Raw genomic sequence first — 13,938 nt, 5'->3', positions numbered from 1 at the left:
GCAGAGCGCCCGGGCCGACGGCGGGCGGCGCTCAGGCGGAGGCCGGGTGCTGGGCGCGGCTCACGTCGTACACCCCTCCCACGTCGCGCATCGCCCGCATCAGCGCGGGAAGTCCGGCGGCGTCCTGGAGCTGGAGCGTGTACGTGTGGCGTACGCGCTGCTCGCTCGGCGGTTCGACGGTGGCGGAGACGACCGCCGCTCCCGCCGTCGCGATGGCCTCGGTGAGGTCGGCGAGGAGGCGGGGCCTGCCGAACGCCTCGGCGACCAGGGTGACCCGGCACTCCGCCGCCCGGCCCCAGCGCACCTCGACGGGTTCGCGTCCCATGGCGCGCATGCGGGACACGCCCGGACACTCGCCGCGATGCACGGTGACGGCGCCGCCCCGGACCGCGAATCCGGTGACCACGTCGGGCGGCACCGGGGTGCAGCATCCGGCGAGCCGGACCGTGGCATCGGGCAGGCCGGGCGCCTCGGCCACGGCGTTGGCGGCGGCACGCCGGCCCCCGAGGGGCGACGCGGGCGCGCGGGGCGCGGCGGCCTGCGGCTTGGCGGCCTCTGGGTGCTCGGCGAGCCAGCTGGTGATCGCGATCCGGGCCGCGGGCGTGCGGGCGTGGTCGAGCCAGTCCGGTGAGGGCCCGGAGGCGGCGTCCTGGGCGAGCAGCGGCTGGACCGTGTCGCCGTCGCCCAGCCGGGTGGCGAGCGCGGCGAGCCGGCCGTTGACGCGGGCCCCGACGCAGGCGTGCGCCGCTTCTCCGTACTGTGCGTAGGCGGCGTCGACGCAGCTCGCCCCGGCGGGGAGGCCGAGGGTGCCGCCGTCCGCGCGGAAGACGGTGATCTCACGGTCCTCGGCGAGGTCCGCCTGCAGCGAGGTCCAGAAGGTGTCGGGGTCGGGGGCCGACTCCTGCCACTCCAGCAGCCGGGAGAGCCAGCCCGGCCGGGTCGGGTCGGCCCGTTCGCCGTCCGCCCCGCCGGCGGCATGGGCCGCGCCCGCGGAACCCGTCCCGTCCGCGGTGTCCACGGCCGTGTACGGGTTCCCCAGGGCGACGACGCCGGCCTCGGCGACGTGGTGCATCTGGTGCGTGCGGATGAGGACTTCGGCCACGGCGCCGTCGGAGCCCGCGACCGCCGTGTGCAGTGACTGGTACAGGTTGAACTTGGGGGCGGCGATGAAGTCCTTGAACTCGGAGATCAACGGCGTGAAGCAGGTGTGCAGTTCGCCGAGGACGGCGTAGCAGTCGGCGTCCTCGGCGACGAGGACGAGGAGGCGCCCGAAGTCCGTGCCGGACAGGTCGCCGCGCTTGAGACGCACCCGGTGCACGGAGACGAAGTGCCGGGGCCGGACCAGGACTTCGGCCTGGATGCCCGCTTCCCGCAGGACGGCTCTGACGCTCTCGGCGACGGCGGCCAGGGCGTCGCCGGCGTCGGCGTTCTCGGCGATGAGCGCGCGGGTGCGTTCGTACTCCTCGGGGTGGAGGATCGCGAAGACCAGGTCCTCCAGCTCGGTCTTGAGCGCCTGGACACCGAGCCGCTCGGCGAGCGGGATCAGCACGTCGCGGGTGACCTTGGCGATGCGCGCCTGCTTCTCCGGGCGCATCACGCCGAGGGTGCGCATGTTGTGCAGCCGGTCGGCGAGTTTGATGGACATGACACGGACGTCGTTGCCCGTGGCGACGAGCATCTTGCGGAAGGTCTCGGGCTCGGCGGCGGCACCGTAGTCGACCTTCTCCAGTTTGGTCACGCCGTCGACGAGATAGCAGACCTCCTCGCCGAACTCGGCCCGCACCTGGTCGAGTGTCACATCCGTGTCCTCGACGGTGTCGTGGAGCAGGGAGGCGGTCAAGGTCGTGGTCTCCGCGCCGAGTTCGGCGAGGATGAGGGTCACGGCGAGCGGGTGCGTGATGTACGGCTCGCCGCTCTTGCGGAACTGCCCGCGGTGCGAGGACTCGGCGAGGACGTACGCCCTGCGCAGGATCGCCAGATCGGCGTCGGGGTGGTGGGCGCGATGAGCCTCGGCGACATGGCCGATGGCGTCCGGGACCCGGTCCCGCGCGGTGGGGCCGAGCAGCGCGGCTCTGCCCAGCCGACGGAGGTCGAGCCTGGGGCGGGCGCGTCGGCGGCTGGGAGCACCAGGGTTGGTGGCCTCTGCACTCATGGGGCACCTCCGGCAGCGTCGACCGGCGGTGGGGGGAGCAGGCATGCCCTCCCTGCCGGTGCTTGATGCTACCGAGCCCACCACGTAGCCGAGTTCACCTCTCGCTCAGCGTGAATCGGATCACCCATTCGAGCGATGGTTCAGGCGTTGTCCGTTCCCCTCGGCTGCGCGACGTGTGCCGCAGGCGGTCGGGACGGCACTGCGTGCGCCCACGTCACGGGACGCGAGCGGGGCACCGGGTCAGGCCGGGACCGCGAGCAGCGCGGGGTCGATGTGGCCCTCGGCGACGATCACGGCGGGGCCGGTCATCTCGATCTCGCCGTCCGGGTGCTCGGTGATCACCAGCCGGCCGCCCGGGAGATCCACCGTGTACGTCACGGGGGCGCCGGTCACGGCCGGGTCGGCACCGTCGCGCCGCGCCGCCGCGACGGCGACGGCGCAGGCGCCGGTGCCGCACGAACGGGTCTCGCCGGAGCCCCGCTCGTGCACCCGCATGGCCACGTGGTGGGGGCCGCGGTCGACGACGAACTCGATGTTCACGCCGTCCGGATACACCGCGGCCGGGGTGAACGGCGGGGAGGTGAACAGATCGCCCGCGTGGTCGAGGTCCTCGACGAAGGCGACCGCGTGCGGATTGCCCATGTTCACGTTCCGGGTGGGCCAGCTGCGGCCGTCGACGGTGACGGTGACACCCTCCTCGGGCAGCAGTGCGCGGCCCATGGCGACGGTGATGTCGCCGTCCTTGTCGATGTGCACCCGCTTGACGCCGCCACGCGTGGCGACCGCGAGATCACCCGCGTCGACGAGCCCGGCGCGCTGCAGGTAGTGCGCGAACACCCGCACCCCGTTGCCGCACATCTCGGCGATCGAGCCGTCCGCGTTGCGGTAGTCCATGAACCACTCGGCCTCGTCGGCCAGGGCACGCGCCTCGGGGTGCGCGGCGGAGCGCACGACGTGCAGCAGCCCGTCGCCGCCGACGCCGGCGCGCCGGTCGCAGAGCGTGGCGACCACGGAGGCGGGCAGGTCGATCTCGTTGCCCGGGTCCGGGACGATCACGAAGTCGTTCTCGGTCCCGTGGCCCTTGAGGAAGGCGATCGGCGAGAGCGGCGGGGGGGACGGGGTGGCGGCGCTGGTCACCCGACCATCGTACGGGTCGGTCCGGACACTCAGCGGAGCCGGGCCACGCGCCATACCGCGAGGGCGACGAGGGCCGCGGCGACCGCGACGTACAGGGCGATCACACGCCAGTCGGGGCGCTCGCCGGAGCTCCGCTCGGGCAGGCCCGGCCAGGTGTGGCCGACACGGCGGGCGGCCATCATGCCCCAGCCCGCCGCACAGCAGCTGATCAGGAGGCCGAGCATGGCGACCACCGCTCCGCCGTCCCCGGACCCGAAGGCGAGCGGGAACGCGAACATCAGCGAGCCGACGGCGGCGAGACCCACGATGGGCGCCAGCTGCCAGATCCTGAGCCGCCGCGGCGGACGCAGCTCCACCTCGACCTCGACGGCGCCTTCGGCGCCCGCTCCGTCCGCGAGCAGGTCCACGGTCTCGTCCGGGCCGTCGGGGCTCAGACGGGGCAGGTCGTCCTGTGCCTGCTGTTCTCTGTCGCGAGGGCCGGCCTCCATCGCCACGCGCCCTCCCAACTCGGACCACTAGTCGATCGATGCTCGATGATGGCACGGCCCGGGGCGCGGGAATGACGGCCGTGGCGTCCCGATGCCATCACGTGATCAGGCTGTAACCGGTCGTTCGACCAACGCCAGAGCACGACCCGGAAGTTCCTCGCGGTCCGCGACGGCACCGCTCAGCCAGTGCACGCGCGGATCGCGGCGGAACCAGGAGTCCTGACGGCGTGCGAACCGCTTGGTGGCGCGCACGGTCTCGGCGCGCGCCTCCTCCTCGGTGCACTCCCCCGCGAGCGCCGAGAGGACCTGCTGGTAGCCGAGCGCGCGCGAGGCGGTGCGCCCGGCCCGCAGTCCCTGCGCCTCCAGGGCCCGCACCTCGTCCACGAGACCCGCGTCCCACATCCGGTCCACGCGGAGCGCGATGCGCTCGTCCAGTTCGGGGCGGGCGACGTCGACGCCGATCTGGACGGTGTCGTACACGGCGTCGTGGCCGGGGAGATTGGCGGTGAAGGGCCTGCCGGTGATCTCGATCACCTCCAGGGCCCGGACGATGCGGCGGCCGTTGCTCGGCAGGATCACGCGGGCGGCATCCGGGTCGGCGACGGCCAGGCGCTCGTGCAGAACCCCGGAGCCGCGCTCCTCCAGCTCGGTCTCGAGCCGGGCGCGGATCTCGGGATCGGTACCGGGGAACTCCAGTGCGTCGATCGCACCGCGCACGTACAGCCCGGACCCGCCGACGAGGACGGGCGTGCGGCCCTCGGCGAGCAGCCGGTCGATCTCCGCACGGGCCAGCTTCTGGTACTCGGCGACGCTGGCCGCCTCCGTGACGTCCCAGATGTCGAGGAGATGGTGGGGGACGCCGCCGCGCTCCTCCTCCGTCAGCTTGGCGGTGCCGATGTCCATCCCGCGGTACAGCTGCATCGAGTCGGCGTTGACGACCTCGCCGCCGAGCTGCCGGGCCAGATGGACGCCCAGATCGGACTTGCCGGCCGCGGTGGGGCCGACGACGGCGATGACCCGCGGTGCGGGGGCTGCGCTTCTCACCGACCCAGTCTCGCAAACGACCCGGGCCGTCCCCGAACGAGCTACGTGACGGCGCCCCCATGGGGGTCGTTGCCTGTTGCGAGGTTCCGGCGACCGGTCACTGAACCGGCGCCTCCGGGGCGGCGCGATGGGACGTTCCGGGCGGCGCGGAATTTCGCCCACACGAGTTAGGCTATGGAGTAGATATGGGCGTTTTTGCAAGGTTTCGCCGGAAAGCCAAGGGGACTGTGGAGGCGTCGACCGAGGAATGCACGGCGGGCTGTGTGACGGTCGGCACCGAGGACGGCGCGTCCGGGGAACCTGCGAAGGACGCTGTGAAGGTGAAGGAGCCAGTGGAGGCGTCCGGGGACGAGGCCACCGGCTCCGTGGACTCCGACGAGAGCAAGGACAGCGCGGACGGCGACGAGGCCGGCTCCGGCTCCGGCTCCGGCTCCGGCTCCGGCTCCGGCTCCGGCTCCGAGAAGGCTCCCCCGGCTTCCGCCGCGGCTGATGCGTCCGGACCGTCGGGCCCTGCGGGCTCCTCCGGGGCGGAGCAGCTCGAGATCCCGAAGCAGCAGTCCGTCGAGGAGGCCGCGGACAACGAAGCCGGCGAAGGCGCCCGTCAGTAGTTCCGGATGAGCGAAGGTGACCCATGGGCATCATGGACACGCTGAAAGCCAAGCTCGCCCCCGCCAGGGAGAAGGTCTCCGACCTCGCCCACCAGCACGGGCACAAGATCGAGCACGGCTTGGACAAGGCCGCACGGTCGGTCGACCATCGGACCAAGGGCAAGTACAGGGACAAGATCGAGTCGGGTACCGGCAAGGCCAAGGAGGCCCTGGACCGCCTCGCCCACAAGGACGACGGCACGCAGAAGGGCGGCGAGGGCACCCCGCCGCCGGCCTCCTGACAGTGCGACGGCGGACGGCCGTGGGGCTAGGGCTCCGCGACCGTTCGCCGTGCACGGGCACCGCCGGCCGGTCGCCGCCGCGCGGTGTTCGCGCGCGAACGCGGTTGCGGCCGCCGCACGTGACCGCCGCCCGCCGCGATCGGGGCCCCGCACACGGGGCGCGGTGTCAGGACCAGGCGGCGACGACGTACCCGACGCCGTACGGGGCGTCCTCGTAGAGGAGTTGTCCGGTCAGGCCGGCGCCTTCGGCAGCGCCCGCGAGGATCTGCCACGGCGCGCGGCCGGCCGCCTGCAGCTCATGGGCCAGTGCCTCGTCGAGCGCGGCGAGCCCCGCGGTGTCCGCCGCGCCGAGCGCCCGGGCGGCCTCCGCGTCGAAGGGCGCCGCCCGTTCGTCCAGATATCCCGGTGCCTTCGGGCTGCGGCAGGCGCTGCCGTCGCCCATGACGAGCAGCGCGACCCGCCGGGCCCGCCCGGCGAGCTCGCGTCCGGCCTCCGCGCAGCGTGCGGCGGCCAGACCGGTGTCGACGGCGAGCCCCTCCACCGGGGCGAAGGACCAGCGTGCACGGTCCAGCAGCCAGGCGCCGACCGCGAGCGCCACGGGCAGCCTTCCCTCCGGCGCGGATCCGCCGGAGGTGCCCAGCGTCACGCGGGTGGCCACGCCGAAGCCCTCGAAGGAACCCCGGGTTCCCTGGCCATGAACGCCGGGCTCCTCGCCGGGGCCGGCGGGGCCCACCACGAACAGCACCTCGGGACGGGACGCGGCCAGCACGCCCAGCGCGTCGGCACACGCGGTCCGGGCCGCGTCGAGTTCGGGCGCGGCGCCGGCGGCCACATCGGGCACGAGGAGCGGAGGGCTGGGGCAGACGGCGGCGGCGACAAGCATGATCGCAGCCTAGTGCGTGGCCCCTGGGCGGGCCGCGACGCCCGGCGGTGACGCACACCGGGCCTCACGGAACCTCACAGCGGTGCCGGACCTCGCCGAACACCCCGCCTCGACCACGCCCCCGCCGGGCTCGGGCGGTTGCCTTCGCCATGCCCTGACACGGCGGCCTCGCCGTACCGGATCAGCCCACAGCCGAGCAGCCGCCCGTCGGGGCGGGCAGCGGGGCCGGGACGCCGATGGTCGGCAGGCCGAGCATCACGCCGGCGGGCTGCTGGGGTGCGGCGTTCCGCTTCTCCCAGGCGTCGCCGGCGCGCGTACGGCGTACGGAGATCGTCTCGCCCTCGGCCAGGAGGTGGTGCGGGGCCGCGTACGTGATCGCGACGGTCACCACGTCGCCCGGGCGTACCTCGTCGGCGGGCTTGGTGAAGTGGACCAGGCGGTTGTCCGGGGCGCGGCCGGAGAGCCGGTGCGTGGCGCCGTCCTTGCGGCCCTCGCCCTCGGCGACCATGACCTCGAGGACGCGGCCGACCTGCTTCTTGTTCTCCTCCCAGGAGATCTCCTCCTGAAGGGCCACCAGCCGCTCGTAGCGCGCCTGGACGACCTCCTTCGGGATCTGCCCGTCCATCTCCGCGGCCGGGGTACCGGGCCGCTTCGAGTACTGGAAGGTGAAGGCCTGGGCGAAGCGGGCCTCGCGCACGACGTGCAGCGTCTGCTCGAAGTCCTCCTCGGTCTCGCCGGGGAAGCCCACGATGATGTCCGTGGAGATGGCGGCGTGCGGGATCGCGGCGCGGACCTTCTCGATGATGCCGAGGTAGCGCTCCTGCCGGTAGGAGCGGCGCATCGCCTTGAGCACCGTGTCCGAGCCGGACTGCAGCGGCATGTGGAGCTGCGGCATCACGTTCGGGGTCTCGGCCATCGCGGCGATCACGTCGTCCGTGAAGTCGCGCGGGTGCGGGGACGTGAAGCGGACCCGCTCCAGGCCCTCGACGTTCCCGCAGGCTCGGAGGAGCTTGGAGAAGGCCTCGCGGTCACCGATGTCGGAGCCGTACGCGTTGACGTTCTGGCCGAGCAGCGTGATCTCCGAGACGCCCTCGCCGACCAGCGCCTCGACCTCGGCGAGGATGTCGCCGGGGCGGCGGTCCTTCTCCTTGCCGCGCAGCGCGGGCACGATGCAGAAGGTGCAGGTGTTGTTGCACCCGACGGAGATGGACACCCAGGCCGCGTACGCGCTCTCGCGGCGCGTCGGCAGCGTGGAGGGGAAGGCCTCCAGCGACTCCGCGATCTCGACCTGCGCCTCTTCCTGGACGCGGGCGCGCTCCAGCAGCACGGGCAGCTTGCCGATGTTGTGCGTGCCGAAGACGACGTCGACCCAGGGCGCCTTCTTGACGATGGTGTCGCGGTCCTTCTGGGCGAGGCAGCCGCCGACGGCGATCTGCATCCCCGGCCGCCTGGCCTTCATCGGGGCGAGCCGCCCGAGATTGCCGTACAGCCTGTTGTCGGCGTTCTCCCGGACCGCGCAGGTGTTGAAGACGACGACATCCGCCTCGCCCTCACCCGTGCCCTCGGGCGCCCGGACATAGCCCGCGTCCTCCAGCAGGCCGGACAGCCGCTCGGAGTCGTGGACGTTCATCTGGCACCCGTAGGTGCGCACCTCGTAAGTCTTCGCGCTCATCTCGCACACCAGGGTACGGGGTGGCGGCCGCCCGCCGCCCCCGTGTTCCCCGGGCGGGAGGCGGAACCCGGCCACGGCCGAGGGCGAGGGCCGGCGCCGGCGGAGCGGGAGGGCCTGGCCAGCACCGCGAGTGAACTGGCAGGATCGCGCCATGCTCCCCGCTCTGTCCCGAATCAGCCGGCGCCGTGCCCTCCAGGGCTCCGTGGCGCTGGCCGTCGTGTGCGGGCTGCTGCTGTGGTGGCTCCTGCCGATGGGCGACAGCAGCCCGAGCGGCCGGCTCACGTTCAGCACGGGTGTGAAGAGCGGTGTGTACCAGCGGTACGGCGACCTCCTCAAGGACGCCCTGGCCCATGATCTGCCGAAGGTCTCGATAGATCTCCGAACGAGCGAGGGTTCCCAGCAGAACCTCGCCCGGGTGGCGAGCGGCGAGGCCGACTTCACGGTCGCGACCGCCGACGCGGTGGCGAAGTACCGGCGGGACGGCAGGCCCGGTGCCGACCGTCTGCGCGGCTGCGCCCGGCTGTACGACGACTACGTGCAGCTGGTCGTGCCCCAGGGCTCGTCCGTGGAGACCCCGGCCGATCTGCGCGGCAAGCGCGTGGGGGTCGGGCAGGAGGGCTCCGGTGTCCGGCTCATAGCGGACCGGGTGCTCACCGCCGCCGGCCTGGACGCCCGCCAGGACATCGACCCGGTGTCCGCCGGCATCGACACCATGCCGGGACGGCTGGAGCGTGGCGAGCTGGACGCCTTCTTCTGGTCCGGGGGACTGCCGACCGCCGCTGTCCAGAACCTGTCGGAACGTTTCCCCGTGCGGCTCGTCCCGGTCGGCGACAAGCTCATCAGCCGCGTCCACGCGACGGGCGACGCGACGCGCTACTACCACTCGGCGGTGATCCCCTCCGACGCCTACCCCAGGATGGGCGCGAGGTCCCCGGTGCAGACCGTCGCCGTGGCCAATCTGCTCGTCACGACGGACAGGGCGGACCCGGAGCTGACCGAGCGGTTCACCCGGACCGTGATCAGGAGCCGGGACCGGATCGGCCGTGAGGTCCACCCGGCCCAGCTCGTCGATCTGCGGACGGCGATCTACACGGACCCGCTGCCGCTGCACGAGGGCGCCCGGCGCTACTACAGCTCGGAGAAGCCGTAGCGCGAGCCCGCCCGGGGCGGGTCGCTCCGGGGGCGGCTGAAGCGGGGGCGGAACGGTGTCCCGAGCGGTGTCACCGGAAGGCCGGACGGGTCGAGTCATCGGGCCCGGACCGCGGCTTCGGACGGAGGGGGCCGCGCGACCGGCCGGATCGAACGCGGGCCGGTGCCGCCGGGGAGGGCCGAGCGTGATTTCGCGCGGTCGGTCCCCGTTCAGGTCATGCGTTCGCGAAGCCCGTACCCGCGCGGAGAGGCCGCGATGCGTGTGCGCCGTCGGTCGCTCTCCGCCCGGAAGCGCTCGTTCCCCGGTCAGGCGGCCGGTCCACAAGCCGGAAGCGGCCGTCCACGTCCCGGCGGCCGGTCCCCCGTACCCCCGTGGCCGTCGGGCGGCCCCGCGCTCAGGACGCCGGCGGATGGCGCGGCAGCGTGACCGTCACCCGCAGTCCGCGGGGTTCGTTGTGCGCGTACGCGATCGAGCCGCCGCCCGCGGAGAGCAGTGCGCGGGTGATGGAGAGGCCGAGGCCGGAGCCCTTCACGTTCTGGTGGCGGCCGCTGCGCCAGAAGCGGTCGCCGATCCGGGTGAGCTCCTCCTCGGTGAGCCCCGGTCCGCCGTCGGCGACCACGACCGTGGAGGTCGTGCCGTCGGCGGACACCGTGACCGTGACCTCCTCCCCCTCGGGCGTGAACTTCAGCGCGTTGTCGATCACGGCGTCCAGGGCGCTGGAGAGCGCGATCGGGTCGGCCCACGCGGTGACGGCCGGTCCGTGCCCGTGGAGCCGGACGCCCTTCTCCTCCGCGAGCGGCCGCCAGGCGGCGACCCGCTCGGCCGTCAGCTCGCCGATGTCGGTGAGCCGGATGTCGGCGGAGGCGTGCTCGGCCAGGGCCAGATCCAGCAGATCGTCCAGGACGCGGGCGAGCCGCTTGCCCTCCGTGCGCACGGAGGCGATCTCCTCGTTGCCCTCGGGCAGTTCGAGGGCGAGGAGCTCGATCCTCAGCAGCAGGGCGGCGAGGGGGTTGCGGAGCTGGTGGGAGGCATCGGCGACGAAGGCGCGCTGCTGCTCCAGCACCAACTCGACGTTGTCGGCCATCTCGTTGAACGACCGGGCCAGCCGGCGGAGTTCCGGCGGGCCACCCGCAGCCGCGACGCGGGAGTTCATCCGGCCGGTCGCGATGTCGTGGGTGGCGGCGTCGAGGACGCGCACCGGCCTGAGCACCCAGCCGGTGAGCCGGAACGCCGCACCCACGGCGACGAGCATCGCCGCGGACTCGCCGGCCGCGATCAGCAGCCATCCGCGCAGGATGCGGGAGCGCAACTGCCCCGTGGGAGAGTCGGTGACGACGACCGCGACGACGTCGCCGTCCCGCACCACCGGCGAGGCCACGACGATCCGGCCGTCCTGCTGCCAGGGCCAGACCTGCGGCGGATCGTGGCTGCGGCGGCCGAGCAGGGCCTCGGCGAACGCCTGGCGCCCCACCCCGGTCTCCGGCACCTCCCAGTGCCAGGGGGCCCGGGCCATGGCGGCGTCGCTGCGATGGAAGACGCCGGCGTGGATGCCGTACACGTCGTTGTAGCGGGTCAGTTCCTCTTCGAGGGTCGTACGGCGCTCGTCCTGCCCCGTGACGCCCTCGGTGACGAACTGGGCCTGGGCGGCGAAGCGCGCCGTGTCGTCCAGCCGGTCGACCACCACCTGCTGCTGCTCGGCCGCCGCCAGGCTCACGGCGAGCGGGAAGCCCAGGGCCAGCAGGACGCCGGCCATGAGGACGATGAGGAGCGGAAGGAGGCGTGTACGCAAGGGGAGCGCGGGCCTTTACGCGACGGGGGTGACGAGGCGGTAGCCGACGCCGCGCACGGTCTCGATGAGGGCGGGCATGGCGAGCTTGGAACGCAGCGACGCCACGTGCACCTCGAGTGTCCGGCCGGTCCCCTCCCAGCTGGTGCGCCACACCTCGCTGATGATCTGCTCCCGGCGGAAGACGACCCCGGGCCGCTGCGCGAGCAGTGCCAGCAGGTCGAACTCCTTGCGGGTGAGCTGGACGTCCGTCCCGTCGACACTGACGCGGCGCGTGGGCAGCTCTATGGTGACCGTGCCGAGCCTGAGCGCGCTGTCGGAGGCCGACGCGGGCTCCTCGCCGGGCGCGGTGCGCCGGCTGACGGCGTGGATGCGGGCGAGCAACTCCCCCGTGTCGTACGGCTTCACGACGTAGTCGTCGGCCCCGAGGTTCAGCCCGTGGATGCGGGAGCGCACGTCGCCCCGCGCGGTGACCATGATCACCGGCGTGGTGGTGAGCTTCCGGATCTTCCCGCACACCTGGTAGCCGTCCTGGTCGGGCAGTCCGAGGTCGAGCAGGACGACGCCGAAGGGAGCCTTGCCCTCCGCGGCGGCCGGGAGCACGGCCTGCAGCGCCTCTTCGCCGTTGCGGGCGTGGGTGACCTGGAAACCGTGCCGTGCGAGCACCGCGGACAGGGCCGCGGCGACGTGGTCGTCGTCCTCGACAAGCAGAAGTCTCACAGTGGCCCCCCTCCCGGGCGTAGCTCTCGCGTTGTTACCAGGGCATAAAGACCGATAGGCGCACCATGCGTCAAGGGGGTTACCGGCGACCTGGGGTTTTTCGTTATCCACCCGGTACTGGGGGCACCGCCCTGTTCACCCAGTGTGTCCGGTTGCAGCCGGATCGTTATGCTCAATTTCCGCTCAGATGTAATGACGGTGGTCGGAGCACGTCATTAAGGTCCTCCCAACCGAGGAGGACGGAGCAAGAAGCCGATGAGCGGAGTATCAGTGACCAAGGGCGCCGAGGACGCCGTGCCGGCCACGACGGACCTGGTCGTACTGAGCAACGTCAACAAGCACTTCGGCGCGCTGCATGTACTCCAGGACATCGACCTGACGATCGCGCGCGGCGAGGTCGTTGTCGTCATCGGGCCCTCCGGGTCCGGCAAGTCCACGCTGTGCCGCACCATCAACCGGCTGGAGACGATCGACTCCGGCTCGATCACGATCGACGGAAAGCCGCTGCCCGACGAGGGCAGGGAGCTGGCCCGGCTGCGCGCCGACGTCGGCATGGTCTTCCAGTCGTTCAACCTCTTCGCACACAAGACGGTGCTGGAGAACGTCATGCTGGGCCAGCTGAAGGTCCGCAGGACGGACAAGAAGGCCGCCGAGGAGAAGGCGCGCAGCCTGCTCGACCGGGTGGGCGTCGGCTCGCAGGCCGACAAGTACCCGGCGCAGCTCTCCGGCGGCCAGCAGCAGCGCGTCGCGATCGCCCGGGCCCTGGCGATGAACCCCAAGGTCATGCTGTTCGACGAGCCCACGTCCGCGCTCGACCCCGAGATGATCAACGAGGTCCTCGAGGTCATGCAGCAGCTGGCGCGGGACGGCATGACGATGGTCGTCGTCACCCACGAGATGGGCTTCGCGCGCAGCGCCGCCAACCGCGTCGTCTTCATGGCCGACGGCAAGATCGTCGAAGAGGCCACGCCGGAGGAGTTCTTCAGCAACCCGCGCAGCGACCGGGCCAAGGACTTCCTTTCGAAGATCCTGCACCACTGAACCCAGCCGTTCCTGGGCATCGTTGGCCCCGGGCAGGGTTCTGCTGATCGCACACATCACGTCTAACCAAGGGAAGTTCACATGAAGCTCCGTAAGGCCTCCGCCGCCGCGGCCGCCGCAGTCGCGCTCGCTCTGACCGTCACCGCCTGTGGCTCCGGCAAGAAGGACGACGCGGCCGGCGGCGGTTCCGCCGGCGGCGGCGACAAGATCACGATCGGTATCAAGATCGACCAGCCGGGCATCGGCCTGAAGACCCCGGACGGCAAGTACCAGGGCTTCGACGTGGACGTGGCCAAGTACGTGGCCAAGGAGCTCGGTTACGAAGAGGGCGACATCGTCTTCAAGGAGACCAAGAGCGCCGACCGCGAGACCGCGATCGAGCGCGGCGACGTCAAGTTCATCGTCGCCTCGTACTCGATCAACGACAAGCGCCTGGCCAAGGTGGACTTCGCCGGCCCGTACCTGCTGGCCCACCAGGACATCCTCGTCCGCGCCGACGACGACTCCATCAAGTCCCCGGCCGACCTGAACAACAAGAAGCTCTGCTCGGTCACCGGTTCGACCTCGGCGCAGAACGTCAAGGACAAGCTCGCCCCGAAGGCGCAGCTCCAGGAGTTCGGCGGCTACTCCGAGTGCCTGACCGGCCTGGAGAACAAGGTCGTCGACGCGCTCACCACCGACGACTCCATCCTCGCCGGCTACGCCGCGCAGGAGTCCTTCAAGGGCAAGTTCAAGCTCGCCGGCTTCAAGATGAGCAACGAGAACTACGGCATCGGCCTGAAGAAGGGCGACACCGAGCTCAAGGACAAGATCAACAAGGCGCTGGAGAAGATGGTCCAGGACAAGTCCTGGGACAAGGCCGTGGAGGCCCACTTCGGCCCGGCCGGCTACAAGAACGAGCCCGCCCCGAAGATCGGCAACATCGTCAAGTAACCCCTGGCCGACCGGGCGCGCCGCCGCTGACGGCGGCGGCGCG

Annotated in this window: 13 protein-coding genes; 5 read left to right on the top strand and 8 right to left on the bottom strand. The window is 72.1% G+C overall.

Translation table 11 applies throughout. The annotated features are described in order from the left end of the window. Positions 1 to 31: 31 nt before the first annotated feature. The 4 genes from QRN89_RS25880 to miaA form a co-directional block, all read right to left on the bottom strand. Positions 32 to 2,152, bottom strand: a complete 2,121-nt coding sequence (locus QRN89_RS25880) for a RelA/SpoT family protein (RefSeq protein WP_290351760.1) — start codon at positions 2,150 to 2,152, stop codon at positions 32 to 34. Between the two features lie 240 nt (positions 2,153 to 2,392). Continuing rightward, positions 2,393 to 3,289 (bottom strand): diaminopimelate epimerase, encoded by an 897-nt coding sequence (gene dapF, locus QRN89_RS25875; protein WP_290351759.1) that lies wholly within the window; start codon positions 3,287 to 3,289, stop codon positions 2,393 to 2,395. A gap of 29 nt (positions 3,290 to 3,318) precedes the next feature. Continuing rightward, positions 3,319 to 3,777 (bottom strand): hypothetical protein, encoded by a 459-nt coding sequence (locus tag QRN89_RS25870; RefSeq protein WP_290353858.1) that lies wholly within the window; start codon positions 3,775 to 3,777, stop codon positions 3,319 to 3,321. A 105-nt stretch (positions 3,778 to 3,882) separates the two neighbouring features. Next, entirely contained in the window at positions 3,883 to 4,821 is a 939-nt protein-coding gene (gene miaA, locus QRN89_RS25865) for a tRNA (adenosine(37)-N6)-dimethylallyltransferase MiaA (protein ID WP_290351758.1), read from the bottom strand. Positions 4,822 to 5,141: 320 nt separating this feature from the next. Here miaA and QRN89_RS25860 point away from each other — a divergent pair, with 320 nt between their 5' ends. Together QRN89_RS25860 and QRN89_RS25855 are read left to right on the top strand one after the other, a co-directional pair. Beyond that, positions 5,142 to 5,429: a hypothetical protein gene (locus QRN89_RS25860; protein ID WP_290351757.1), complete on the top strand. Its 288-nt coding sequence runs from the start codon at positions 5,142 to 5,144 to the stop codon at positions 5,427 to 5,429. Between the two features lie 23 nt (positions 5,430 to 5,452). Next, positions 5,453 to 5,710 (top strand): antitoxin, encoded by a 258-nt coding sequence (locus QRN89_RS25855; protein ID WP_290351756.1) that lies wholly within the window; start codon positions 5,453 to 5,455, stop codon positions 5,708 to 5,710. Between the two features lie 166 nt (positions 5,711 to 5,876). On the opposite strand, the gene QRN89_RS25850 is transcribed toward QRN89_RS25855, so the two are convergent. After that, positions 5,877 to 6,593, bottom strand: coding sequence for a class III extradiol dioxygenase subunit B-like domain-containing protein (locus QRN89_RS25850; RefSeq protein WP_290351755.1), 717 nt, complete (start codon positions 6,591 to 6,593; stop codon positions 5,877 to 5,879). 181 nt (positions 6,594 to 6,774) lie between these two features. After that, the gene (gene miaB, locus QRN89_RS25845) at positions 6,775 to 8,265 is read right to left on the bottom strand and encodes a tRNA (N6-isopentenyl adenosine(37)-C2)-methylthiotransferase MiaB (RefSeq protein WP_290351754.1); all 1,491 of its coding nucleotides are present in this window, start codon (positions 8,263 to 8,265) and stop codon (positions 6,775 to 6,777) included. Between the two features lie 151 nt (positions 8,266 to 8,416). Between miaB and QRN89_RS25840 the strand changes: the two genes are divergently transcribed. Then, positions 8,417 to 9,415, top strand: coding sequence for a TAXI family TRAP transporter solute-binding subunit (locus tag QRN89_RS25840; RefSeq protein ID WP_290351753.1), 999 nt, complete (start codon positions 8,417 to 8,419; stop codon positions 9,413 to 9,415). Positions 9,416 to 9,809: 394 nt separating this feature from the next. On the opposite strand, the gene QRN89_RS25835 is transcribed toward QRN89_RS25840, so the two are convergent. Together QRN89_RS25835 and QRN89_RS25830 are read right to left on the bottom strand one after the other, a co-directional pair. Beyond that, the gene (locus QRN89_RS25835; protein WP_290351752.1) at positions 9,810 to 11,204 is read right to left on the bottom strand and encodes a sensor histidine kinase; all 1,395 of its coding nucleotides are present in this window, start codon (positions 11,202 to 11,204) and stop codon (positions 9,810 to 9,812) included. 15 nt (positions 11,205 to 11,219) lie between these two features. Beyond that, positions 11,220 to 11,921 carry a response regulator transcription factor gene (locus tag QRN89_RS25830; RefSeq protein WP_290351751.1) on the bottom strand — a complete coding sequence of 234 codons (702 nt, stop codon included), beginning with the start codon at positions 11,919 to 11,921 and terminating at the stop codon, positions 11,220 to 11,222. Positions 11,922 to 12,176: 255 nt separating this feature from the next. Between QRN89_RS25830 and QRN89_RS25825 the strand changes: the two genes are divergently transcribed. Then, positions 12,177 to 12,962 carry an amino acid ABC transporter ATP-binding protein gene (locus QRN89_RS25825; RefSeq protein WP_290351750.1) on the top strand — a complete coding sequence of 262 codons (786 nt, stop codon included), beginning with the start codon at positions 12,177 to 12,179 and terminating at the stop codon, positions 12,960 to 12,962. Positions 12,963 to 13,043: 81 nt separating this feature from the next. After that, positions 13,044 to 13,895, top strand: a complete 852-nt coding sequence (locus tag QRN89_RS25820) for a glutamate ABC transporter substrate-binding protein (RefSeq protein ID WP_290351749.1) — start codon at positions 13,044 to 13,046, stop codon at positions 13,893 to 13,895. The last annotated feature ends 43 nt before the right edge of the window (positions 13,896 to 13,938 follow it).

The organism is Streptomyces sp. HUAS CB01 (assembly GCF_030406905.1).
Lineage (GTDB): Bacteria > Actinomycetota > Actinomycetes > Streptomycetales > Streptomycetaceae > Streptomyces > Streptomyces chengbuensis.
This window is presented reverse-complemented; position numbering and strand designations above follow the sequence as displayed.

What these genes read in the sequence shown, in the direction of transcription:
- miaB (WP_290351754.1), bottom strand. Translation starts at nt 8,265, where the DNA reads ATGAGCGCGAAGACTTACGAGGTGCGCACCTACGGGTGCCAGATGAAC.
- QRN89_RS25840 (WP_290351753.1), top strand. Translation starts at nt 8,417, where the DNA reads ATGCTCCCCGCTCTGTCCCGAATCAGCCGGCGCCGTGCCCTCCAGGGC.
- QRN89_RS25870 (WP_290353858.1), bottom strand. Translation starts at nt 3,777, where the DNA reads ATGGAGGCCGGCCCTCGCGACAGAGAACAGCAGGCACAGGACGACCTG.
- QRN89_RS25855 (WP_290351756.1), top strand. Translation starts at nt 5,453, where the DNA reads ATGGGCATCATGGACACGCTGAAAGCCAAGCTCGCCCCCGCCAGGGAG.
- QRN89_RS25880 (WP_290351760.1), bottom strand. Translation starts at nt 2,152, where the DNA reads ATGAGTGCAGAGGCCACCAACCCTGGTGCTCCCAGCCGCCGACGCGCC.
- QRN89_RS25825 (WP_290351750.1), top strand. Translation starts at nt 12,177, where the DNA reads ATGAGCGGAGTATCAGTGACCAAGGGCGCCGAGGACGCCGTGCCGGCC.
- QRN89_RS25820 (WP_290351749.1), top strand. Translation starts at nt 13,044, where the DNA reads ATGAAGCTCCGTAAGGCCTCCGCCGCCGCGGCCGCCGCAGTCGCGCTC.
- QRN89_RS25850 (WP_290351755.1), bottom strand. Translation starts at nt 6,593, where the DNA reads ATGCTTGTCGCCGCCGCCGTCTGCCCCAGCCCTCCGCTCCTCGTGCCC.